The 22,934-nt window shown below is 36.6% G+C and carries 23 protein-coding genes; 5 read left to right on the top strand and 18 right to left on the bottom strand.

Annotated elements, in window-relative coordinates; translation table 11 throughout:
- Window positions 1-16: 16 nt before the first annotated feature.
- On the bottom strand, window positions 17-928 hold the full coding sequence (locus tag ASG21_RS08760) for a ClpXP adapter SpxH family protein (RefSeq protein ID WP_056082267.1): 912 nt from the start codon (window positions 926-928) through the stop codon (window positions 17-19).
- A gap of 224 nt (window positions 929-1,152) precedes the next feature.
- Here ASG21_RS08760 and ASG21_RS08755 point away from each other — a divergent pair, with 224 nt between their 5' ends.
- A complete protein-coding gene (locus tag ASG21_RS08755; RefSeq protein ID WP_056078431.1) occupies window positions 1,153-1,530 on the top strand; it encodes a helix-turn-helix domain-containing protein in 378 nt (125 codons plus the stop codon).
- 125 nt (window positions 1,531-1,655) lie between these two features.
- Window positions 1,656-2,540: a hypothetical protein gene (locus ASG21_RS08750; protein ID WP_056078428.1), complete on the top strand. Its 885-nt coding sequence runs from the start codon at window positions 1,656-1,658 to the stop codon at window positions 2,538-2,540.
- A gap of 10 nt (window positions 2,541-2,550) precedes the next feature.
- Here ASG21_RS08750 and ASG21_RS08745 read toward each other — a convergent pair whose 3' ends face one another.
- The 10 genes from ASG21_RS08745 to ASG21_RS08700 form a co-directional block, all read right to left on the bottom strand.
- Window positions 2,551-3,180, bottom strand: a complete 630-nt coding sequence (locus ASG21_RS08745) for a peptide deformylase (RefSeq protein ID WP_056078425.1) — start codon at window positions 3,178-3,180, stop codon at window positions 2,551-2,553.
- A 373-nt stretch (window positions 3,181-3,553) separates the two neighbouring features.
- The gene (locus ASG21_RS08740) at window positions 3,554-4,426 is read right to left on the bottom strand and encodes a ChaN family lipoprotein (protein ID WP_056078422.1); all 873 of its coding nucleotides are present in this window, start codon (window positions 4,424-4,426) and stop codon (window positions 3,554-3,556) included.
- Between the two features lie 55 nt (window positions 4,427-4,481).
- Window positions 4,482-4,721 carry a hypothetical protein gene (locus ASG21_RS08735; RefSeq protein WP_128414261.1) on the bottom strand — a complete coding sequence of 80 codons (240 nt, stop codon included), beginning with the start codon at window positions 4,719-4,721 and terminating at the stop codon, window positions 4,482-4,484.
- Window positions 4,722-5,171: 450 nt separating this feature from the next.
- Entirely contained in the window at window positions 5,172-6,200 is a 1,029-nt protein-coding gene (locus ASG21_RS08730) for a hemin-degrading factor (RefSeq protein WP_056078416.1), read from the bottom strand.
- A gap of 4 nt (window positions 6,201-6,204) precedes the next feature.
- The gene (locus ASG21_RS08725; protein WP_056078414.1) at window positions 6,205-6,855 is read right to left on the bottom strand and encodes a class I SAM-dependent methyltransferase; all 651 of its coding nucleotides are present in this window, start codon (window positions 6,853-6,855) and stop codon (window positions 6,205-6,207) included.
- A 1-nt stretch (window position 6,856) separates the two neighbouring features.
- Window positions 6,857-7,627, bottom strand: coding sequence for a heme ABC transporter ATP-binding protein (locus ASG21_RS08720; protein ID WP_056078411.1), 771 nt, complete (start codon window positions 7,625-7,627; stop codon window positions 6,857-6,859).
- Window positions 7,627-8,667: an iron ABC transporter permease gene (locus ASG21_RS08715; RefSeq protein ID WP_056078408.1), complete on the bottom strand. Its 1,041-nt coding sequence runs from the start codon at window positions 8,665-8,667 to the stop codon at window positions 7,627-7,629. The genes ASG21_RS08720 and ASG21_RS08715 overlap by 1 nt, the downstream gene beginning before the upstream one ends.
- Entirely contained in the window at window positions 8,651-9,529 is an 879-nt protein-coding gene (locus ASG21_RS08710; protein ID WP_056078405.1) for an ABC transporter substrate-binding protein, read from the bottom strand. The genes ASG21_RS08715 and ASG21_RS08710 overlap by 17 nt, the downstream gene beginning before the upstream one ends.
- Before the next feature lie 122 nt (window positions 9,530-9,651).
- Window positions 9,652-10,773, bottom strand: a complete 1,122-nt coding sequence (locus ASG21_RS08705; RefSeq protein ID WP_056078403.1) for an HmuY family protein — start codon at window positions 10,771-10,773, stop codon at window positions 9,652-9,654.
- 10 nt (window positions 10,774-10,783) lie between these two features.
- Complete coding sequence (locus tag ASG21_RS08700; protein ID WP_056078401.1) at window positions 10,784-12,919, bottom strand: TonB-dependent receptor; 2,136 nt, start codon at window positions 12,917-12,919, stop codon at window positions 10,784-10,786.
- A 302-nt stretch (window positions 12,920-13,221) separates the two neighbouring features.
- Between ASG21_RS08700 and ASG21_RS08695 the strand changes: the two genes are divergently transcribed.
- Window positions 13,222-14,493, top strand: coding sequence for a choice-of-anchor J domain-containing protein (locus ASG21_RS08695; protein WP_056078398.1), 1,272 nt, complete (start codon window positions 13,222-13,224; stop codon window positions 14,491-14,493).
- A gap of 225 nt (window positions 14,494-14,718) precedes the next feature.
- Here ASG21_RS08695 and ASG21_RS08690 read toward each other — a convergent pair whose 3' ends face one another.
- The 6 genes from ASG21_RS08690 to ASG21_RS08665 form a co-directional block, all read right to left on the bottom strand.
- Complete coding sequence (locus tag ASG21_RS08690; protein ID WP_056078395.1) at window positions 14,719-15,009, bottom strand: putative quinol monooxygenase; 291 nt, start codon at window positions 15,007-15,009, stop codon at window positions 14,719-14,721.
- Between the two features lie 224 nt (window positions 15,010-15,233).
- On the bottom strand, window positions 15,234-16,118 hold the full coding sequence (locus ASG21_RS08685; RefSeq protein ID WP_056078391.1) for a sulfite exporter TauE/SafE family protein: 885 nt from the start codon (window positions 16,116-16,118) through the stop codon (window positions 15,234-15,236).
- Between the two features lie 21 nt (window positions 16,119-16,139).
- Window positions 16,140-17,381: a GTP-binding protein gene (locus ASG21_RS08680; RefSeq protein ID WP_056078388.1), complete on the bottom strand. Its 1,242-nt coding sequence runs from the start codon at window positions 17,379-17,381 to the stop codon at window positions 16,140-16,142.
- 116 nt (window positions 17,382-17,497) lie between these two features.
- On the bottom strand, window positions 17,498-18,406 hold the full coding sequence (gene cysD / locus ASG21_RS08675) for a sulfate adenylyltransferase subunit CysD (protein WP_056078385.1): 909 nt from the start codon (window positions 18,404-18,406) through the stop codon (window positions 17,498-17,500).
- 25 nt (window positions 18,407-18,431) lie between these two features.
- A complete protein-coding gene (locus ASG21_RS08670) occupies window positions 18,432-19,124 on the bottom strand; it encodes a phosphoadenylyl-sulfate reductase (protein ID WP_056078382.1) in 693 nt (230 codons plus the stop codon).
- An 85-nt stretch (window positions 19,125-19,209) separates the two neighbouring features.
- Entirely contained in the window at window positions 19,210-19,617 is a 408-nt protein-coding gene (locus ASG21_RS08665; RefSeq protein ID WP_056078379.1) for an Rrf2 family transcriptional regulator, read from the bottom strand.
- A 200-nt stretch (window positions 19,618-19,817) separates the two neighbouring features.
- Between ASG21_RS08665 and ASG21_RS08660 the strand changes: the two genes are divergently transcribed.
- Both ASG21_RS08660 and ASG21_RS08655 read left to right on the top strand, forming a co-directional pair.
- Window positions 19,818-20,246 (top strand): DUF4268 domain-containing protein, encoded by a 429-nt coding sequence (locus ASG21_RS08660; protein WP_056078377.1) that lies wholly within the window; start codon window positions 19,818-19,820, stop codon window positions 20,244-20,246.
- 33 nt (window positions 20,247-20,279) lie between these two features.
- Window positions 20,280-21,206, top strand: coding sequence for a hypothetical protein (locus ASG21_RS08655; RefSeq protein WP_056078372.1), 927 nt, complete (start codon window positions 20,280-20,282; stop codon window positions 21,204-21,206).
- A gap of 60 nt (window positions 21,207-21,266) precedes the next feature.
- Here the strand turns inward: ASG21_RS08655 and gldG are convergent, their stop codons facing one another.
- Entirely contained in the window at window positions 21,267-22,934 is a 1,668-nt protein-coding gene (gldG, locus tag ASG21_RS08650; protein ID WP_056078370.1) for a gliding motility-associated ABC transporter substrate-binding protein GldG, read from the bottom strand.

Here is a 22,934-nt window from a genome sequence, read left to right as displayed (position 1 = left end):
ATATAAAAATGTTTGGTTATTTTTTAGTCCACAAAGAGCCATTTTTTGTGGTCGTTTTCTCAAGTTTACCCTGAGAGGCTAATTCGTTGAGCATTTTTTCACTTTCCTTTCTGCCGTTTCCGGAGAGTTCTGTGAATTCTTTTGCAGTCAGTGAACTGTATTTTTTGAATAGAGATTCCCAGTCTTTTGCAAATTCTGATTTTTCAGCCTTTGGATTTACTGTAAGAATCGCTGTTTCGTAAAATGGATAAGGTTTTGAACCATAAACCATTTGCTTTTCACCTTTATTATTAACAAAGAAAATAGTAGGAAATCCTCTTACGCCAAATTCTCTCGCCATTTTCAGATCATTTTCAAATAAAGTTTTTGCTTTACCTTCGAAATCTGATTTCAGCTGAGTGACGTCAAGACCCACTTTCTCAGCGGCCAGCGCCATGTTTTCCCATTTTGCGATATTTTTCTTTTTAAGGAAAACCAATTCTCTCAGTTCTCTCATAAAAAGTATCGCTTTTTCTTCATTCTGCAACTGGGCAGCTTTGAACGCAATCGACGGTGGATACGAAGAATCTAATGGATCCTGCAACCATACATCGCCATCAATCGGCATGTCGTAGTAACCGCTTACCTCATCCCAATGGTGGGCAACATCAGACGGTTTGCTGATGCCTCCACTGTTGTAGCTCCAGTCTGGCAAAAGTCCGCCCATATGGTACTCTACATCGATTTCATTTCCGTATTCGAGTTTCATTTTTCTCAACTGAGGCTCGATTCCCCAGCAAGACGAACAAATAGGATCTGTAAAATAGATTACTTTCACAGATTTTTCGGTTGTATCAACAGTTACTGAACCGTTTTCTTCACTTCCCGGAACTCCGCAAATGCCTGTTTCAGGATCACAAAGTAAAGGGTTGGTGGTCTGTGTACTCATTTTCTTATTCTTTTTTTTGTCGGTCTGACCACTACAGGACAGCGATAAAACACTCAGGCTGCAGATGATCAAATTTCTATAAAATCTCATGAGAAATTTTCTTTCTTCAGCAAAGCTAAAACTTTGGTGAATTTAAAATACCATGGGTTTCATTTTGGAAACCGGTTTCCTTGAGGAAACTACCTATCTGAAAATTACTATCTTTGCATCCTAACTAAAACAAAATGAAAAAAATTTCAACCGTAAACAACAATGCCATCTGCAAACACCGGATGAATGCGATAAAAGATACTGTAGAACTGCTTTCAGGAAAGTGGAAATTTCATATTGTGGGGACGCTTCTTCAGAGCAATAAAATGAGATTTATGGATCTGCTCCGCGAAGTTGATGGTATAGGCGCAAAGATGCTTTCGAAAGAACTTCAGGATCTGGAAATGAATCATTTGATCACACGGGAAGTTCTCGACACAAAACCTGTAACTGTAGAATACGAAATCACCGAGTTTGGTAAAACTTTGGCTCCGATTATTGATGAAGTGGCGAATTGGGGGATTAATTACAGGACGAGTTTGTATGGAGAAAAGCCCAGTTCTCCCGAGTAACTTGTTTTAAAAAAAATTACTAAATATCAGATGAATCTTTTTGATTCGTTTTTTTTTATTAATATTGAAAAAGAATAAAACTTTGCAATGCTGAATATTTATATTGATAATTAAATTATTATTTGATGCGTAACTCTCTGTTATTATTATTTTTTATTGCAATATGTCCTTATTTTTCTTCTCAAATTATTTATGAAGGAGATGGTTTTAATTACAAACAATATTTACAATTAAATTCTGACAAAACATTCAAGTACAAATCTTTGAGTGCTGCCTGTATGGATTCTGAATATACATTGATAGAAAGTAATGGTACTTATTTTCAATCAGAAAAAACCATTCTTTTAAATTACGCAGATTTTATTGTTTCAAAAGTTCCTTTTTACAAAGATTCATTAACTCTGGGAGATGAGCTGATTGATGTCAAAAAAAACATTATTAAAACCGAAAAATATAATGATGGGACAAAGAGAGAAATCAATTATTATATCTTACAATACAAAGACAAGCAGTTTTTAATGGAAGATTATGATGATGAATATGTATCAACAAAAGAGCAATTTTTAGAATTCTCCGACAATCTCAATCAAGATAATGAGAGGATTAATATTTTTATTTCGAGCAAATTGCATTTTTCAGGACACTTCAACACTACAAAAAATCAACTGATAAATCTAATTCCAAAAAAATATAAATTTTATTTTACTGATAAACCTATATCATTGAAGGTTATAAACTACACTGAAAAAACATATCGTGACCCCACGTTAATTCTTGAGGTTCCTGACGAAGAAGCCATGTTGTACGAATATGAAATACAATTGGATAAAGGTACTCAACATGGTATCTTTATGGAAATGAAGATTTATCCACAACAAGATTTAAATAATTGTAACTATGATTTCCATTTTACTAAAATCGGTAAGAATAGTAGTACTGGAAAATTAGGAACTTCATCAAAATGTAATCTGAATGGAAATTTCTTCTCTACAAAATTTAGATTAAAGTAATTTTTTACAATCATTCAACTAAAGAATTACTCTTCTTAAACGCATCGACTTTCAAATAAGCATCCTTCTTTTCTTTCTCATTTTTATCTGAAATTAAAATTCCGAAAAGATGGTCGATTTCGTGTTGGAAGATGACGGCTGTGAAACCTTCGACTATTTCTGTATATTTCTGACCTTTTAAATCAACATATTCCAGCTGGATAACTTTGCTTCGGTAAAACTGACCGTAAAAATCGGGGATGGAGAGATCTCCTTCCGGACCGAGATTCTGTAATTCTGATTTCCATGTGATGAGCGGATTGAGAAAGTACTCTAAAGGCTCGCCTTCTTTGTCGAAACGCTGCACCCAGATTACTTTTCTGTTGATACCCACCTGAGGTGCGGCAATGCCTACTCCACCGTCGGTTGACTGTAGCGACGCTTTCATTCTGCTGACCAAAACTGCTGTGTTTTTATCGAGCGGATTGATGTCTGATGAAATGCTTAGCAACGTTTGATGCTGATGATTTTCTGTCGTCTGATAAATCGGTAAAGCAGTCGTAATGTCGCCCTGATTGATGATTTTCAGTTCATCAGAAGTGAATTTCTGGGCGTTGATAAAACTGATGAGCAGAACGAAGAGCAGAGATATTTTTTTCATTTATTGGAATGTTGAGCAAAGATAGGGCATGTTTTTTAAACGCAGAGTTTGTCATCCGGAAAAGATCTAAACTTCAGATCTATATCAAGATTCTTTTGAAATGACAAACTTTGTGCTTACTTTTATCTCGCGCAGATTCTGCAAATTGAGCAGATCTAAACTGTGGAATCTGTGGAATCTGTGCGACATTTCCACCTGGCACTTTTTACTTTTGTGTTGGATCTTTCATATTGTAAAACACAAGGATGCCTAATGAATGACAAACTTTGTGCATTATTTTATTTCTCACAGATTTCACAGATTTTCACAGAACTTATTTGCTTAATTTTATGCGATATACTTGGCTCTTTTTACTTTTGCCTTGGCTCTTTTTTCAGTAAGTTTTCGTCATATCCTCCGGAATAATGAGATTAAAATCTGTCGGAATATAATCTTTCTGAGGAACTTTTAATTCAGGGTCCTCTGATTCGAAGACTGAGATTACGGCCATTTTCAGGTTTGGGTTTTTCTGTTTGATGTACCAGTAAATTCCGCCAAATTCTTTGCTGTGGTAATTTCCGTTGTAGTGGATGAAGGTTTTTCCGGACTGGAAATTTTTCAGAATTGATTCAGCCATAGTGGCGTCTTTGATGGCCTGTGCTGAGACGAAATTCATCACTTTCATTTCGTCGGCGTGGTCGCCCATCATGGTTTTCATTTCGGGATAGCCTGGAGTTTCGAGCGTGACTTTAATTGGAAGCTGAGCGATGTAGGTTTTTTCTTTTGCCGATAATTTATTTAAAGATTCCAGACCTTCTTTTGAGGTTTGGGAAGCGTACTTTCTCGGAACATTGGTGGCGATGAATTTCAGTTTTTTATCTTTTGCAAAATCAACCAAAGGTTTGTAATCTGTGGCGTAGTTGTTCCATAATCTCGCCGAGTCTTTGAATGTCTTCGCATCAAATTTTCCATTTAGATACTGATCTAACTGGTGCTGGTTGTCTCTTTCAAACATTTCGGCACCGAGAGTAATCTGCCCATTTTTCTTTTCAAATAATGCTTCGGTAATCTTGAGTTGCAACCAGTGGTTGATGGAATTGTTGTGATTTTCGCCAAAGAAAACGACGTCGTATTCAGCTAATTCTTTAATCAGCTTTTCGGTTTTTATTTCTTTTCCTTTTTTGTCGTAGAATTGGTAAGGTTTGAAGTTTTGTGCATTTGCCGAGCACAAAACAATTAATAAAAGTAATGCGAATATATTTTTCATATTTTCTTTTTTAATAATTTATATACAAATATTGATAATGGGTTTCACAAATATCTCAAGTAAGATGGATGATTATATTTACCATGATAAGAATATTGAATAACAATGCAAAAATAGAGTTTTCTACCGCAAGAATATAGTTTGCCATTGCAAGAAAATAGTCCGCCAATGCAAAAATATTCTTCGCCATCGAAAGAATATTGTTCGCCACCGCAAAAACATAGTCCGCCAATGCAAAAATATTCTTTGCCATCGAAAGAATATTGTTCGCCAACGCAAAAACATAGTCCGCCACTGCAAAATATTCTTCGCAATCGAAAGAATATTGTTCGCCATTGCGAAAATATTATTTGACATTACAACAATATTATTTCAGGAGGCAGGAATATAGTTTTGGGATAAAAGAATTTACTTTTGGGATAAAAGAATATACTTTTGGGATATGAGAATATACTTTTGGAATGCGACAATATTTTTTGGTGAGGATTAATTTAATTTTAAGATTGTTTTGCCAAAAAATCGCTTAGATCCCTACGGGATGACAAACTTCGCGTAATTTGTGTGAAGTAATTCTTAAAACCGATAATGCTCTTCTCTAAAAATTCTGTATAGATCCCTACGGGATGACAAACTGAGTGGAATAGTTTCAATTATGCTTTGTAACCATTAAATTAACATTTAAAATCAAAAAAGGCCGCCCTGTAATATACAAAACGGCCTTATATCAATTAATCTAACTATCTATTTAGTTTTCCAAACCTGCTACCAAGTCTTTCCACTCCTGCAGTTCAGGAATTCCCGGCTTTCTTTTTCCGAAGAACTGTACGATGAAATCTCCTTCTTTGTTGAACACCTCGATTGCCGTTACTTCACCGTCTTCTGTTGGTTTTTTTACGATCCAGGCTTCGGTGATTTTGGTTACATCTAAGTGTAAATTGAAATCAGGATCCATCACGTTGAACCACTGCTGGTGCCACATTGTTTTCTTCACTTCTCCCGTGTGGATCTGGATGATTCCTCTGTTTCCAACGAAAATCATGATTGGCAAACTCTTTTCAGAAGCCTCTTCAAGAACGTTTACCACTTTTGAATTGTCGATTTTCCTGGCATAACCTTCAGGAGCCAGTCTTAAAGCCTGAGTTCTGGAAACACCGAATTTTCTGGTCATCATGAAGAAGTCGTGAGTGTCTTTTAACTCCGTCCACGCTTTTTGGAAGCCTTCCACATCAATTTCAGAATCTGCTTTTTCTTCTGCTTTTGGAGCAACAGCTTCAATTTCTAAAGCAATATTTTGATCTTCAGCCTTAAATTTCTCAACGATTGTATCGAAAGCTTCAGCGTTGCTGTCTTTCGTTAAATAGATTTTGTGCAATGCCAAACCGTCTTTACCGAAGAACTGAAGACTTTTTCTGTCGCCTTCCACTACTCCGAAAGCTGATTTCCAATGATTCTGGAAAATTCTCAAGTCGATATCTTCATTTACAAAAAGCTGCGCGTGCGGACTGCTGAAATCTCCGTTTTTGTAAACGCCTTTTCTTTCATGAACGCATTCGTCGTTTCTTGTAAGTGCCATTACTTTTCCTAACTGCTCAACTTCGGTTAAGATATTGGCAAATTCTGGTCTTAGAACAGTAACGCCTTCTCCGACGTTGGTTGCCAACAATTCAGCTTCGCTTACGCCTAACTGATCTGCGGCATTTCTTATTCTCAAATGTGGGTTTTCAGCTTTCAGAGCTTCCCATTTTTCTTTTAATTCGTTAACTAAAGTGCTCATCTATTTATTTTTTGATTGTTAAAACTGTGTATAATCTTGTAACGGTTTCGCCGCCTGCTTTACTTTGTACCTGCTCTTCTTTTTCTGAAATTTTCATTCTTTTGAAATGACTTTTAGAAACCGTTTCTTCCATTTCATCGGAGTTGTAGAGTTTAAAATCATACTGCGTGAAAGGCAGAGTTTCCATAAAATCACGCTGTCCGAAAGTAAGAACGAAAGTTCCGTTATCTTTTAAAACGCGGTAAATTTCGTTTAAGTATTCTACGGGTTGTTTCCAGAAATAAGCCGTGTTGACGGTAAAAATTTTATCGAAAGTCTTGTCTTCAAAAGGCAATAACTTTCCTTCATACAGTACAAATTCAGCCTGATCTTTAAATTCATCATTTAATCTCCGGGCTTCATTGTGCATGGTTTCGGAAATATCAATTCCAGTATATTTTAAGTCGTTTGCCAGATTTAAAAGACTTTTTACATGAGCTGCATTTCCGTGACCGATCTCGAGGATGTTCTCGCCGTCTTCTATTAATAATGTTTTGATGCTTTCCAGCGTCATTCCGATGTTGGTGGCATTCATCATTTCAGCTACTTTTAATCCTGTTTCTCCTTCAGGATTTGCAAGGTTCTGAGCTAATATTTTTAAATCTTTTTCTTCCATATTATCCAAAAATAATCATTGGGTTGTTGGTGATTGGGTGGTCGCAAATCGTACAGGGAAAATTGTACGCTTCGCTGATATTTTCTGCTGTGAAAACTTCTTCCGGCGTTCCGTATGCTGCTACTTTTCCTGATTTCATCAGTAAAATTTTGTCTGCGTACTGAGCTGCTAAATTTAAATCATGAAGAACTACGACTGCCGAATTTTCATTGTGAGTAAAATTCTTAATGATCTCCAAAGCTTTGTACTGGTGTTTTACATCCAGATTATTCAGAGGTTCATCCAAAAAAAGAAGTTTTTGAGTGATTTCATTTTTAAGCTGAGCTAAAACTCTCGACAAATGAACACGTTGTTTTTCACCGCCAGACAAAGTATTGTATTCTCTGTCTTTCAGATGATAAACGTCGGTCTGATGCATCATTTCGTCTGTTGCCTGAAGATCTTCCTCTTTCGGCTGGGCATCAAAATAAGGATAACGTCCCATCATCACAACATCTTTCACTTCCAAAGGAATGTCGTTTGAATTGTGCTGGGAAAATTTCGCTTTATGTTTTGAAAGTTCAGTTATCTTCCAGTCGGTGATGTTTTTATCTTTAAATAAAATCTGCTGTCTGCTTTTCACTTCATTCGCCAAAACACTTAGAAGACTAGATTTTCCGGCACCGTTGGGTCCGACGATGGCTAAAAATTCGCCAAAGCCTAAGGACACATCCACATTGTTAAGAATGTGAAATTCTTTGTGTCTGTAATTGATTTGATGTGCCTTTATCATTAAACTGACTTTTTAAATTTCATTAAAATGGCGATGAAAATCGGTGCTCCCATCATGGCTGTAAGAATTCCGATCGGCAATTCAGACGGTTCTACAATGCTTCTGCTGAAAGTATCTGCTGTGAGCAGCAAAATACTTCCGAAAATAGCTGAAAGCGGGAGAATGAAACCATAATTTGATTTGAATAAAAGCCTTAAAATATAAGGCACAATTAAACCTACAAATCCGATGGTTCCTGAAAATGCAACGCACGTTCCCACCATTAGTGAAACGATTATTACGATTTGCTTTTTTAGTCTTTCAACATTAATTCCCAAGTGTTGCGCATCTTTTTCGCCCAGCATCATTGCATTTAAAGCTTTACCTTTCGGAAGCAGAATACTGAATGAGAAAATGAGAACTACAGCTAAAATTGCATTTTTCGTCCAGGTTGCACCGGCGAGACTTCCCATGTTCCAGAATGTTAAATCTCTCAGCTGATCGTCTTTTGAAATGTAAATCAGAAATCCGACAATGGAAAATCCTATTGCTGAAATTGCGACACCGCTGAGCAACATCATCACTACATTGGTTTTGCCTCCGCTCGTGGAAATTCTGTAAACCAACAGCATGGCGAGTAGAGAACCTGCGAAAGCTGCGATCCCGACAAGCGAAAACTGCACTGCTTCAGGAAGATATTCTCTGAAATATCCTCCTAAAACAATTGTAATTGCTGCCATCAGCGTTGCTCCCGCTGTAAGTCCGATTAAATCTCCTGTTGCCAATGGGTTTCTGAATAATCCCTGCAGGCTGGTGCCCGATACCGAAAGCATACTTCCGATAAGGATTGCCATGACAATTCTTGCTGCTCTTACATCCCAGACTACATATTTATCGCTTATGGAAAGATCTGAATCTCCTCTGATTACTTTTCCCAGAACTTCAAAAGCAGATTTCCCTCCGAAATCGTAAACTCCTGTACCAAGAGACCATACTGCTATTAAAACAAGCAGTATGGCACTTAGTGTAATATAAAAAAATAATTTACTGTGCGTTTTCAATTAAAAGTTTGTTTAATGAAACTGCAGCCTCTCCCAGTCTTGGTCCGAAACCTGAAATAAGGCCTCCATCCATAGCAATCACTTTCTTGTTTTTTCCGGCGTTGGTTTGCGCAACTCCCGGAGCTTTCAGAACACCCTCGATTCCTCCTGAGCTTTCCAATCCGCTTGTGAAAAGGAATAATACATCAGGATTTGCTTTTACAACGGCTTCTGGCGTTAAAGGTTTGAAATCTTCAAAATCATTCACTGCATTTTCTCCGCCTGCGATACCGATCAATGCTGCCATTGGTGTGTTTCTACCTAAAACCATCATCATATTTCCTCTTGCGTAGATGAAGAGAACTTTTGGTTTCTTACTTAATGTCTGAACCTGTGCTAAATCAGTATCAATTTTATCATTTAATTTCTGATAATCATTATTTCCGATCGCTTTTGCAACGTCAGCGATTAATTTTTTGGTTCCTTCCACAGTATATTCCTGTTTGAAAGTTTCCGTTTTTATTCCTGAAGACTTTATTTTCCCCATTAAATCAGGGTTGATGTCTTTATCTGAAGCCAAAATCAGGGTTGGAGAAACCGCCATAATCGGTTCGATTGTGATTGATCTTACGTGACCTAAATTTTCAGCAGAAGTTTTTAACGCTTCCGGATAAGTGCTGGTAACATCAGTTGCAACGATTTCTTTTTCGTGACCCAAAGCGGCAACGATTTCTGTAATTCCGCCGTTCAAGGTTACGATTTTATGGTTGGTTTTCGGAGCTTCAGATTTTGCTTCGGTATTGTTTTCAGTTGATTTTGTCTCTTCTTTTTTGCAGGAGTAAACTGCGATAAGGACAGAAGCTGCAAGAATGAATTTTTTCATTGTTTATTTGATTTATTAGACGTTAGATGTTGGATGATGGGTGTTGGGTGTTTTAAATACGGATATTTTAAAAGAATTTTTCTTTGCCCCGACCCTAAAAGGGAGAGAAAACTGTTTAAAAATTACAAAGGTTTAAATTCAAATGAAGGGTATCCTCTTTCGCCTGCAGTTCCCTGGCTGTCGGTGGTTGCTTTTGTTAATCTTGTGAATCTCAGTTTGAAGTAATATCCGTCTGCATCTTTTACAACGTAGAAACGGTCTCCAAGCACTTCAGGACCGTTTACTCCCGCAGTTGATCTCCAGTTAGCTCCTAAAACTCTGTGGTCATTGTAGATGAATTTTGACTGATCAATATTGGCAGCTTCAAATTTATTGTACGCATTAACTCCGGTTTCCGGTGCGGTAACTTTAACCTCATAAACACCGACATTACCGACATTATTATGTTGAATAAAATCTGCGTAAATATAACTTCCCGTTCCAGGAATGATATTTAGACCCACTGAAAAGCAAAGATCCCATTTCTTTTTTTCCGGTTGGATAGAAACCTGTGCTGCCGGTTGAGCAGTAAGATGATTTAAGGTAACAAAGCTGTAGTTGTATAACTGATTTTTAGCAACTGTAAATTCTTTATGGGTGGTATCGTCCAGTTTAGCATATTTTATTTTGTAACCTTCGCCTGATCTTACCACCTGAATTTTCATCCAGCCTCTCGGATCTCCGTTATATGTAACCGCACCGACTGCTACAGCGCCGTGATAAACGTCTTTCCCCATATTTACAAGATAAATTCCATTGTCCGAATCTAAAGATTTCACTTCACCGATAGCGGTGTATCCTGTAGGAAAATTTCCTGCAACATCATCAATATAAGCTTCGTTGGCAGCACTGAAACTGGCTACCTGAACCAAAGGCTGAAGAGCAGCAACATTTGCAGTGGTAACCGCATCAATATTGGTTGCATCAGGAATTTTTGTAGCCGCCATCTGAATAGATGAGTTTAAAATTACTTTAAATGAACTTCCTGAATAGAAAGCAAAATCCCAGTCGGTTCTTTTTGTTTTGATGAATTGGTTTTCGCTTAAATCAAACCAGATTTGATTTGGCTGTGTAGCTCCGCCAACACTTAAATTTACCAAAGCTCCATCGATTGGCGCTACAGCTATAGCATCTTCGTTATCATTGATACAAGATGTTGAAAGCAAAGCGGTTCCCACCAATAATCCAAATAGTATTTTTTTCATTTTAAATATTTTAAAAATTATAGTTTAGTCTTACAAAATAGCTTCTGCCATAAAAAAGATTAGAATCTCCCACTGTAGCGTTGTGAGCATCACCCTGTATAATTGTATTTCTCAGACTGCTGACATCAAATATATTTTTAACCCCTGCAGCTACTTCAAAATGATTATTAAAGAATGGCTGAGAAACAGTGAAATTCAGCATATTGAAATCTCCCATTTCACCCAAAATAAAATTCGCAGGAGCCGAAATATCAGCATTGGTCTCCTGTACAAACTGTTTCATTACGCCGGTATATTTGTAGTATAAAGCAAACAGGGTTTTCGTCTGAGGAAGTGTATAAGTAGTTGCTAAATTGGCTTCTGTATAAAAATTGTAATCATCCGGTGAGGTTACATTTCCGGCAATCAGCTCCTGAGAAATTCCCATTACAGAAACTCCGGCATTTAAAGAGAAATTATCTTTTTTCGCTGAAAAATTTCCTCCGAAAATAAGAGAATTGTACTTGTTGATATTTAGATAAGTAAATCTAAGCGGACTGTTGCTGATAATTACATTCTGAATTCTGTCCTGTACATCCAGATACATCCCGGATACGCTTACATCGAAGTTCCAGTTGTTGGTACTTTTAGTTTTGTAATCCCAAAATAAACCAACTGAATATCCCGTCTCCGGTTTTAAATTTTCGTTTCCTCTGATGTCGTGATTTGAATCAACGGTGTAAGAATACAGCTCTTCATACGTTGGAAATCTATTGGATGATCCGAAAACAGCTCTTAGATCTGATTTTTCAGAAGTGCTGTAACGTGCCGTTAATGAATAGTTGTTTTGAGAATTAAAGCGATCGCTTAATGCCAGACGGTATCCCGGTCTTAATGATAAATCATCTGAAACTTTCCATTCTGCAGAGATGAAATTGGCATAGCTGAAGATGGCTCTGTTAATATTATCTACGTTTGCTGTATTGTTCGTAAGTGTGGCTGCAGTGGCAAAACCGCTGGTTCTGTCCAACTCGTATCCTAACTGAAAATTAATTTTTTCGCTGTCTAAGAAATTACTGAACATCCCTCTTGAATACAGGACTTTAGAATCATAATATGTGTTTTTTTCAGCTCTGGAAATCTCTGTTCTGTTCGGAACATCAAATCGATAATCCTGATTTTCTCTTTTCTGAGTTTGATATGAGAAATCTCCTAAATAATTGATTCTTCCCAATTTTGTCTGAATATTAAACTGATGAATCCATCGGTTTGTAAAGAAGTCGGTATCGTCTGCAACGTAAGTACGGTTTCCCCCAGTAAGCGGAAATTCCTGCACTACTTTATTTCTCGAGTTGATATTTTCTCTCAGGAAATTAACTTTATAAAATAATGAAGTATTGTTCTTAGCATATCTTACCGCAGCATTTGTAATCAAAAGATCTTTCGGAAGCCACTCATAGCCTCTCAAACCGTCGTTACCTTCAGAAAAATGTTTATACCCCTTCAATTTACCTTTGTAACCCTGAAAATCATTATGGTTGATGTCTGCAGTCACCGTCCAGTTCGGATTAATTTTATATCCTAAATTTAAAGACTGAATGTGTCTGCCGTTTCCTTTTTTGAACCAGTCGTAATCTTTACCCACAGTTTCTTCCTGAAGTGAAAGGTTTACGTTTACTTTTTTACTGTAATTTTTCTTGGTAATAATATTGATGACACCTGTTACAGCATTGCTTCCGTATTCCACGCCCATGGCTCCTTTTACCACTTCGATACGTTCGATATTATTTACGTTTAGCTTGCTTAAATCCATCTGATTTCCGCTGCCTCTGTCTGTAACTACAGGAATATTATCAATCAAAATTTTGGTGTATTCATATCCTAATCCCATGATGTTTGCCCGGGAGCTTCCGTCTCCTGCATCTGGTGCAATCTGAATATTCAGATTTTGGTTCAGAACTTCCGCAGCTGTAGTTACTGCCATATTTTTGATCATCTCAGCATCAATTACTTCAACTTTATATATTGATTTATTGATTGATTGCTGCATGTATTGTCCGGTAATAACAACTTCACTGATGTTTTTTTGGTTTGCAGAATCTTTCTCTTGAGCGTAAATGCTTGTAATTGCTGATAATGCCAGTATTGACAGTACTCTCTTCTTCATGTGGAAAAAAATTTTGACAAATATAATGGTTTATTTAGAATAGTTAAAAATAAATAGATAATTTAAATATGACATTTTCCCATATCTTTTCTACTGCAGATTTATTTTTATTCTGAACGTAGGGAATTTCGATTACCTTTAAAGCTTATACAGCAGGGGGTTTTTACACACCTTTGGAAAGATTCTAATTGGAGCAATAAGGATGATTTAATATTAAAACAAGACAAATGTCATCTTTTTATTTAGAATGTTTAAAAATAAATATTTACTTTTGTAGAATAATTCTAAATAATAAAAACGTTATGAAATTAAAACTACTTTTCGGAGCTTTAGTTTTCACTGCAATATCTGCAAATGCACAGGTTGCAACAATCAACGAAACTTTTGAGTCATTTACTACAGGATTAGGCGCACCATGGCCTCAAAACAATTGGTCAAAAGTTGTATCAACTGCAGGTCCAAGAGTTTATGCTGACGGAACTACTGATAAGTACGCACAATTTTACAGCTTCTTCTATCCAGGAGTTGATGGTTATCTCGTAAGTCCACAGATCGTAGCGCCAGATGGTACAAAGACTTTAACCTTTACTTACGCTCAAACAGGTGGAACTGGTAGTTCAGGAACTTTACAGGTAGGATTAATTTCTGAAAGCTCAACTACAGGAACTGCTGCGTTTACATCAATTAGTCCGGTATACAACGTGACTTCTACAACAGAACAGACAGTTACCATTACTGTACCTTCATCTACTAAACAATACATCGCTTTTAAATTTATCGGAAGTGCGGAGCATGCTGCTGTTTTAGTTGATGATGTAATATATGATACGCCGCCAGCAGGAACAATCAACGAAAATTTTAATGCATTTACCGGACCTGGAAACCCTGCTTCACTACCTCAGAACGGATGGAATAAAGTAATTGCAACTGTTCCTCACAATGTTTATACTGCTGCGAACAACGGTAGTAATGCAGTTCAGTTTTATGCGAACACTACTCCTAACACCAACATGTATCTTATTTCTCCAAAGATTGTTGCTCCAGACGGAAGTAAGAAAATAAGATTTACAACCAACATTTCTTCAAATTCTTTAGGAAATGCAACAATTGAGGTAGGAATGGTTTCAAGTATCACAGATATGACAACTTTTACATCATTAGGAAGCCCAATAGCTCTAACAGCAGGTTCAACTACACCTCAAATTCTTACGTTTGATGTACCAACCTCTACTAAGCAATACATTGCCTGGAGATTTAGCGGAGCAACAAATCACGCTGCAGCTTATGTGGATGATGTAATCTATGATGTGTTAGGTTCATTAGCAACTTCAGATATTACAAAATCAACCGACGCAATTAAATTTGCAGTCAATTCAGAAAACACAGCTTTACAGTTTGTAGGAAAAGATTCTCCAAAATCTGTAGAAATCTATTCTGCTTTAGGAACCAGAGTAGCTGCAGGAACGGTAGACTACAACAGATTCAATATCAGCACGCTTCAGACTGGAGTTTATTACATTCTTATTGAAACTAAGGACGGAAAAATTCAAAAGTCGAAGTTTATCAAAAAATAATACTTTCTATTTTTTCTAATAAAAAGGCAGTCTCAAAATTTCTGAAACTGCCTTTTGTTTTTGTGAGGGATGTGGGGTGTTGGATGATTGATGATTGATGATTGATGATTGATAATTGATAATTGATAATTGATAATTGATAATTATCAAAATTACTTTATAAAAACCAATTTTACTTTTTCCTACAATTTTTTCCCTTGATTCTTTTTACTTTTTACCAGGCCCTTAATAAATCTTAAATCCTTTGTAAACCTGCGCTGTTTCAGATAAAATTTTGGAGGCATCACGTCTGAAATTCAGAAGATGATCCTGCCCGTTGTGTCGGTTGTGATGTTCTCGGGTTTCCCAAAGTTCAACAAGGAAAAATGTACCTTTATTTTCGTTATCTTCAATGAGATCGTATTGCAGACAGCCCTCTTCTTTTCTGGTTTCTTTTACAAGGTTTTGAAACAATTCAACCGCTTCCATCAGATAGTTTTCCTGAAATTTGAACAGGGCGACAATGTGTAAATTCATGTGTTATTTTTAGGCTGTAAATGTAAATTATTTTTGATTTTAATAAAATTCAGATTCTCCTAAATTTTTCACAAAAAAATTCAGTGTAAATATTTTTAGCGCAAGGTTTGCAAAGATATTTTTTAAAAATTAGTCTGTTTGTTTTTCGTGCACAAAGGCGTTTCACTCAGTTAAGAATACTGAGTAGATTTAAATCTCTTAAATATTAAGCTTTAAATTTTAAATCAAAAAACCGATTTAAAAATTGTAACCGAACTCATGACAATCACCAATGTTCCGATGATGATAAACATATTTTTTACTGGAAGTTTGGCAGTCAGCATTGCGGAAAATGGTGCGGTGATAATTCCTCCGATGAGAAGTCCGAGAATAATATTCCAGTGCTGAATTCCCAAAGTAAAAAAGAAGGTGATGGCCGCAGTAATTGTCAGGATAAATTTTGCCACAGTAGAACTTCCTACTGCAAATCTCGGCGTAAAAGCATTTTTAATTAAAGTTCCGGTTACCAAAGGACCCCAGCCTCCACCTGCAAATGAATCGATAAAACCACCGATTACACCAAGTCTTGTAAGATTTGTTTTCTTCTTTAAAGCTTTATTCTGTTTTGGTTTAAATGCATTAGACAAAATTTTAAAACCTAGATACAGCGTATAAAAAGCGATGACTGTTTTGGTAATTTTCGAGTAATATTCGCCAACGTATGTTAAACACAGTGCGCCAACAATTGCACCGATAATGGCCGGAATTGCCAGCTTTTTCACCAGGCTTTTGCTTACATTTTTCAGTTTAATATGGCTGATACTTCCGGCTGCCGTTGTAAAACTTTCAGCAGAGTGAATACTTGCACTCACGATGTGTGGTGGAATATTGAGAAATAACAGAGTCGTCGTACAAATTACGCCGTAGCCCATTCCCATTGATCCTGCGACAACTTCTGCGAAAACACCCACGAGAAGCATCCAGTAAAAAATATGATTGTCTTTGGCAAGAATAATTTCAAGTTCGTCTAAATATCCCAAACTGTACATTGAAATAAATGCTATGACTAGAACGATTACCGTAATCAAAAGGACATTGAGCCTGAATTGAATTTTCTGCGAAATTACCATATCATCAAGTGTTTAAAAAAACTATAAAATCATCACCGCACCAACGGTTGAATTGCTTGTTTCATCAATAAGAATGGCATTTCCTGTTGACCTGCTTTCTTCAAAACTGTCGAAAACCAAAGGTGAGGCGGTTTTTAATCTCACTTTTACAACTTCATTCAGTCTGATGCTTTCTGTTACGGGCATCTGTTCAAGTGTATTGACATCAATTTTATATTCAATTTCTTTGATAACTGCTTTTAGGGTTTTGCTTTTGTGCTGAATAAAATATTTGTTTCCCTCGTTCAGCTCTTTTTTGTCGAGCCAGCAGACAACGGCTTCAAGTTCGTTTTCAACTCTTGGCTGTTGATTGGTTTTTACTAAAAAATCGCCGCGGCTGATATCAATATCGTCTTCAATGTGAATCACCGCAGGCTGATTGGTAAAAACAAAATCTACTTCTTTTCCGCCATTTTCAATTTTTGAGATTTTGGTCTGAATATTTTGTGGAAGAACGGTAATCTCATCACCTTTCCTATAAATTCCCGAAATCACTTCTCCTGCATAACCTCTGTAATCATGCAATTCATCCGTTTGCGGACGGATCACGTACTGCACCTGAAATCTCGGGTTTTCCTGTTCCTGATTCTGATTAATCTCAACATTTTCCAGAAAATCTAAAAGTGTAGAACCTTGATACCAACCGGTTTTCTCAGATTTAGAAACAATATTATCTCCGTGAAAAGCTGAAATTGGAAAATAACTAACATTCTCAAGGTTTAGTTTTTTAGCAACCAGTTCGTACTGAGCTTTGATGTCATTATAAATCTCTTCAGAATAATCCACCAAATCCATTTTGTTGATGGCAACCACCACATTTTTCATTTTTAATAACGAAGCGATAATCGAATGTCTTCTTGTCTGCTCAATCACGCCTTGTCTTGCGTCAATCAGAATCACTATTAATTGCGAATTGGAAGCTCCTGTAATCATATTTCGGGTGTATTGAATATGTCCCGGTGCATCTGCAATAATAAATTTCCTTTTCGGAGTCGAAAAATATCTATAAGCTACATCTATCGTAATTCCCTGTTCTCTTTCAGCTCTCAAACCGTCGGTGAGAATGGCGAGATCAACCCCGTTTCCGTTTTTATTTTTTGACTGTTTCTCCAGCGCTTCAAGCTGGTCGATCAGAATATTTTTGCTGTCGTAGAGAAGTCTTCCGATCAGCGTACTTTTGCCGTCGTCTACACTCCCTGCGGTGATAAATCTTAATATGTCCACGTTTATTTTATTAGTAATGAGTAATTATACGAACGGTACAATTTGCAGTTTATAATAAGCAGTGAGCAAATATGCAGTATTTTGGGATTGCTTATTACTCATTGCTCATTACCCATCTAAAAATATCCTCCCTTTTTTCTGTCTTCCATTGCAGCTTCCGTTACTTTGTCGTCGATTCGGGTCTCGCCGCGTTCGGAGATTCGGGAAGCGGTAATTTCGTTTACCACTTCATCCAAAGTTTCAGCTGAACTTTCAACTGCGGCTGTACAGGTCATATCTCCGACGGTTCTGTAACGCACTTTTCTATTTTTAATCTCATCATTTTCATCAATCTGAATAAAATCTGAGACGGCAATTAACTGTCCTTCAAACTCAATCACATCACGGTTGTGGGCAAAGTAAATGGATGGCAGCTGAATATTTTCTTTTTTAATATAATTCCAGACATCCAATTCAGTCCAGTTTGAAATTGGGAAAACTCTCACGTTTTCACCTTTGTTGATTCTACCGTTATAAATATTCCACAATTCAGGACGCTGTAGTTTAGGATCCCACTGTCCGAATTCATCACGGACCGAGAAAAAACGTTCTTTTGCTCTTGCTTTTTCTTCATCTCTTCTCGCTCCGCCGATGCAGGCATCGAACTGAAATTCTTCAATTGTATCTAATAAAGTATGTGTCTGCAACCAGTTTCTTGAAGCAAATTTTCCTTTTGGTTCAGTTAAATTTTTAGCTTTGATGGTATCTTCCACTTTTCTTACGATCAGTTCGGCTCCAAGACTTTCGGCAAAATAATCTCTGAACTGCAGTGCCTCAGGAAAATTGTGTCCCGTATCAATGTGCACGAATGGAAAAGGAATTTTCATTGGAGCAAAAGCTTTTTTTGCCAAATGAACCAGTGTAATTGAATCTTTTCCACCGCTGAAAAGCAAAGCAGGTTTTTCAAACTGAGCCGCAATTTCACGCATGATATAAATGCTTTCCGCCTCAAGTTGCTCGAGATAATTTAGTTTATGATCACTCATTATGATTTGAAAGATTAAATTTGAATTAATTTGAATGCAGACCGCATTCTTTTTGTGACGTTTCCCACCACCAGCGTCCTGCCCGCGGGTTTTCGCCTTCTGCGATGGCTCTTGTGCATGGCTGACAGCCTACACTGATAAAACCTTTTTTATGAAGAGACAGTTCCTGAACCTTGTGATGTTCAAGATAATTTAAAACATCCTGATACGTCCAGGAAATGAGCGGATTGTATTTGTATAATTTCCGTTCCTCATCCCATTCCAGAATCTGCATATTTTCGCGGTTTTCCGACTGTTCAGCACGAAGTCCTGTGATCCAGACTCTGGCATTTTCCAAAGCTCGGTTTAGAGGTTTTACTTTTCGGATAAAACAGCATTGCTTTCTGTTTTCAACGGAGTGATAAAAAGCATTGACGCCTTTTTCAACCATGTATTTTTCAACGTCAGAAGATTCCGGGAAATAAACTTCGGTTTTTTTCTGATAACGTGAATTGTTTTTTGAAAGTAAATCGTAGTGTTCGTAGAAAAGTCGTCCGGTATCTAAAGTGAAAACTTTTATCGGTGAATTATTTCTGAAGACAGCGTCTGTGATTACCTGATCTTCCTGACCAAGCGACGTAGAGAAAACAATTCCTTCGGAGAATTTTGATGAAATAAACTGTAATCCATCCTCCAAATTAAGTTGCTGCAAAGTTTTGATATCCTCTTTTGAAAACATAATTTTCTGTTTGATATGCGCAAATATCCAACAAAAATATTATCCTACCAAATAAGTAGACTTCTAAAATTAAATTTAATCAGATTTAGTCAATTAAATCTAAAAGTGTTTTTTCCTCTAAAATTTTAAGTGAAGCATCTCTCACTTCAATCAGAACATCGTGTAAACTGCAGTGATCTTCGTTACAGTCTGCACATTTTTCGTAGAAGTTCAGGCTTACACAGGGAAGCATTGCAATGGGACCATTTACCAGACGAATAATTTTTGCCAGATTCACATTTTGAGGATTTTCTTTAAAAAAATAACCGCCCCCTTTTCCTTTTTTGCTGTCGAGGATGTCTGCTTTTTTCAGTTCCAGCAGAATATTTTCAAGAAATTTCAAGGGAATTTTCTTATGATCTGCAATTTCCGAAATAAGAACAGGGCCATCATTTCTCTTTTCTACGAGATATGAAAGCGCCTTAAAAGCATATTGAGATTTTTTTGACAGCATTACAGCAAAAATAGGAAAAGTTTTCTTAAAGAAACAAGGCAAAAGTAAAAAGAGCCAGGTGTGGCAGCAACATCGAAAATTCTTTGGGAGCTTTGTTAGAAAATTGAATTCTACAATCTAATTGTTTTCCTACTTACTTGACTCATTTTACATGTCTCTTTTACCTTTTTACTTGGCTCTTTTTTATCTAAATTTGTCCCATGTTCAGTAAAGAAGAAGCACAGCAGTTAAAAAAGGAATTTTGGACGGCATTCGGGAAATCTTTTCCGAGAAAATGGATTCTATACAATACCAAAATCAAGGATTTTTCCTTTAAATTCTACGCCGACAAGAAAAAGGCGGAGGTTTCTCTGGATATCGAAATGAAAGACGAAGTCTTCCGGGATGCTTATTACAACAAAATCTGGTCGCTGGAAGACATTCTGAAAGATTTCATCGGCGATTTTCACAAAGAAGAATTCTACTCTCTGGAAAACGGAAAAGTCATTAGCAGAATCTGGGTAGAAAAAGAAGGCATTTCTGTTTTTAATAAAAATACATGGCAGGAAACCTTCGAATTTTTTGTCGAAAAAATGGATGGCTTTGAGAGGTTTTATTATGAGTATGAGGATTTTATAAAGGATGTTTAATAGTTAATTTTAAAAATAAGAAACAAAACACAAATGAAAAAACAATTAATAATACTGATTCTGTTGGTATTCAACTTTCTGTCTGCACAAAATGTATTTAAATCACAAAAGCAAATCTATTTAGCGGAGTATTACGCTCATCAAAATAATAACAAAAAAGCTTTGGCTAATTATTTAGAAGCAATTAAAATCAATCCCAAAACTCCAAGCAGCTACGAATATCTCACCGCTGCCACAATTGCATTTAAGTTAAATAATAATAAAACTGCAAAAGAATTGCTTTCTCAAAGTGTTTCCAACCAATTAGCTCCTATCGATTACATTAAAAAATTTAAAAGTCTACAACCTTATAAAAATTATGAGGAATTCAAAGATATTTTAGCTCAATATGACGATTTAGAAAATCAGTATTTCCGTACACTTAAAAATCCTAAAGCATATATGGAAATTCAAAATCTTATTGCAAGAGACCAACTTGTGAGAGAAAATGATGAGCTTTTCAATAAATTAGCTAAGAAGACCGATTCCACAAATATCACGCAGTTGATTGAATTAACTAAAAAATATGGTTGGGAAAAACGAGGTTGGATTTTATTGTGGCATCACCGCGGAATTTCTGATGATCAAAAATTTGTCTGGGATTTTTTCAAGCCTTATCTGGAAAATGAAATTAAAAAAGATAATGTGAATAAAGATTTTTTTGTCGATTTTGAAGAATTTGATAATTTAAGTAACGACTTTGACAAAAGAATAGATTCAGGTTCTATCTATACTTGCAATACTATCGGAAACATAAATGGCTGCAGTCATTTCAAAGATATTAAGAATCTTGATAAAAGAAGAAAATCGGTAGGTTTGCCACCCTTATATTTTGAGTATTTTCCTAACAATATTTCACAATTGCCGGAAGGATATGAATACAATCCTAATAATCTACTGAAAGATCTGGAAAATTTGTAGTTGCAACAGCTATTGAAGAAAAAAAAGAGAAACCCGCAAGTTTCTCTTTTTCTATATCCTTTATCCAAATTTCTTCTTTCTCAGCCAGAAGAATAATCCTCCTAAAAGACCGATAATTGCCAATGGTAAAAGCAAATTCAGCCACTGCCATTTTGCTTTTTCTTCAGTGATTCTGTACCTGTCGAGAAGACGCTCTTCGATGTTTCTGTTTCGCAGTTCTATCAGATTGCTGTCATCCAAAAGATAATCTAAGGCATTTCTGAGGAACTGCTCGTTTCCGAACTGTTCATCTGTCAGCCTGTCGATTCCAAGCGGTAATGGCTGTCCTTTCACTATCTTATTTCTTGCAAGATCGCCGTCTGCAATCACAATCATTTTGTTTTCCGGACTTTCAGATTTAAAGTTGGGATAGCCTTTTCTTTCAATTCTTGAAGCGTATGCGGAATTGAATTTTCCCTCCAAAGCCACCGCAAAAATCTTCGGCGTGCTTGGTCTTTCCATCTGCCCAAGGCTGTCAACACTTGCAATTTCTTTAAGCTCCACGTAGTTCGGAACCTGTTTCAGTAAAGTTCTTTCACTGGATTCGAAAAGTATTTTGGTTTTGAATTTCTTTCCGCCTAAAGTATCAATCGATGTCGGAAATTCAAACTTTACCGGATTAATATTTTTCGTAATCGGATGATTGTTTTCTGCAATTCCCAAAGGAAAATAAGGCCACGGAAGACTGCTGAACTGCGGATTTCCATTAATTTCACCCGTTACAATTTTTAATAAAGCATATTTTTTAACATCTTTTACCAAAGCCGGATTTATTCTGAGTCCGTAATTGAAAAAGAAGTCGGTCATATTGATGTCTACCGGGAAAGGCATTAATTTTTTTGACCTCGTCAGCGTATCCATTTCTGCATTGACTGCATCAATCATCCACAAGGTTTTACCGCCGTTCATGATGTATTGATCGAGAATCAGTTTTTCGCCATCGGTAAAGGCTTTTCGGGGCTTTGCAATCACGAGGGCATTCATCTGTTTCAGCATCGGGAGATCTTCCAGTGAAAGTTCTTTCGTATTTTTTGGAATCACCGGTCCTGCCTGATAATTTTCATTGGCAATCTGCATGAAACTTTCAAATTCAGAAGGACTCAGTTCGTCCTGATTCACCAAGACACCAATCTTCTTTCTTTCATCTGTTGCCACAGCTTTGATGTTTGATGCAAGCGTATACTCAAGATTTTCAATTGATTTTCTCAACTGATCCTGTGCGTTGATGTTGTTCTGCTGCACAATCAGCGGAATTGAAATTCCTCTCCCCTGATATTTTACTACAGCATAAGGATAAACTTCAATCTGTGTGATCTTCCCTTCTTTTTCGTCTGGGAGAATAGATTTCTGCATTCCCATTGCCATCAGAGTATCTTCAGGAATTCTGTTTTTGATCGGATCTGTAAACCTGAAATCTACGTTTGAATTGATTTTTCTGAACTCTTCAAGCATAAATTTAGTTTCATTCTGAAGCTGTCTGAAACTTGCCGGAAAATCACCTTCAAGGTAAACTTCCACCATCACAGGTTTTTTGATGGATTCCAAAACTTTAACGGTACTGTCTGAGAGCGTATATCTTTTCTCTTTGGTAAGGTCTAATCTGATTCCTGAGAATGCCAGTACGATAACCAGCGGCAGAATTACAAAAAGTAAAATTCCGAGGGGCGATTTAAAATTAATCTTCTTCAT

It is taken from the genome of Chryseobacterium sp. Leaf394, assembly GCF_001424105.1.
Taxonomy (GTDB): Bacteria; Bacteroidota; Bacteroidia; order Flavobacteriales; family Weeksellaceae; genus Chryseobacterium.
Note: the sequence above shows the minus strand (reverse complement) of the source record. Positions and strands in the feature narration are given on the sequence as shown.

Bases quoted from the DNA above. Each gene is read 5' to 3' on its own strand.
- ASG21_RS08760 (WP_056082267.1), bottom strand. From the start codon at position 928: ATGAGTACACAGACCACCAACCCTTTACTTTGTGATCCTGAAACAGGC.
- ASG21_RS08755 (WP_056078431.1), top strand. From the start codon at position 1,153: ATGAAAAAAATTTCAACCGTAAACAACAATGCCATCTGCAAACACCGG.
- ASG21_RS08750 (WP_056078428.1), top strand. From the start codon at position 1,656: ATGCGTAACTCTCTGTTATTATTATTTTTTATTGCAATATGTCCTTAT.
- ASG21_RS08745 (WP_056078425.1), bottom strand. From the start codon at position 3,180: ATGAAAAAAATATCTCTGCTCTTCGTTCTGCTCATCAGTTTTATCAAC.
- ASG21_RS08740 (WP_056078422.1), bottom strand. From the start codon at position 4,426: ATGAAAAATATATTCGCATTACTTTTATTAATTGTTTTGTGCTCGGCA.
- ASG21_RS08730 (WP_056078416.1), bottom strand. From the start codon at position 6,200: ATGAGCACTTTAGTTAACGAATTAAAAGAAAAATGGGAAGCTCTGAAA.
- ASG21_RS08725 (WP_056078414.1), bottom strand. From the start codon at position 6,855: ATGGAAGAAAAAGATTTAAAAATATTAGCTCAGAACCTTGCAAATCCT.
- ASG21_RS08720 (WP_056078411.1), bottom strand. From the start codon at position 7,627: ATGATAAAGGCACATCAAATCAATTACAGACACAAAGAATTTCACATT.
- ASG21_RS08710 (WP_056078405.1), bottom strand. From the start codon at position 9,529: ATGAAAAAATTCATTCTTGCAGCTTCTGTCCTTATCGCAGTTTACTCC.
- ASG21_RS08705 (WP_056078403.1), bottom strand. From the start codon at position 10,773: ATGAAAAAAATACTATTTGGATTATTGGTGGGAACCGCTTTGCTTTCA.
- ASG21_RS08700 (WP_056078401.1), bottom strand. From the start codon at position 12,919: ATGAAGAAGAGAGTACTGTCAATACTGGCATTATCAGCAATTACAAGC.
- ASG21_RS08695 (WP_056078398.1), top strand. From the start codon at position 13,222: ATGAAATTAAAACTACTTTTCGGAGCTTTAGTTTTCACTGCAATATCT.
- ASG21_RS08690 (WP_056078395.1), bottom strand. From the start codon at position 15,009: ATGAATTTACACATTGTCGCCCTGTTCAAATTTCAGGAAAACTATCTG.
- ASG21_RS08685 (WP_056078391.1), bottom strand. From the start codon at position 16,118: ATGGTAATTTCGCAGAAAATTCAATTCAGGCTCAATGTCCTTTTGATT.
- cysD (WP_056078385.1), bottom strand. From the start codon at position 18,406: ATGAGTGATCATAAACTAAATTATCTCGAGCAACTTGAGGCGGAAAGC.
- ASG21_RS08670 (WP_056078382.1), bottom strand. From the start codon at position 19,124: ATGTTTTCAAAAGAGGATATCAAAACTTTGCAGCAACTTAATTTGGAG.
- ASG21_RS08665 (WP_056078379.1), bottom strand. From the start codon at position 19,617: ATGCTGTCAAAAAAATCTCAATATGCTTTTAAGGCGCTTTCATATCTC.
- ASG21_RS08660 (WP_056078377.1), top strand. From the start codon at position 19,818: ATGTTCAGTAAAGAAGAAGCACAGCAGTTAAAAAAGGAATTTTGGACG.
- ASG21_RS08655 (WP_056078372.1), top strand. From the start codon at position 20,280: ATGAAAAAACAATTAATAATACTGATTCTGTTGGTATTCAACTTTCTG.
- gldG (WP_056078370.1), bottom strand. From the start codon at position 22,934: ATGAAGAAGATTAATTTTAAATCGCCCCTCGGAATTTTACTTTTTGTA.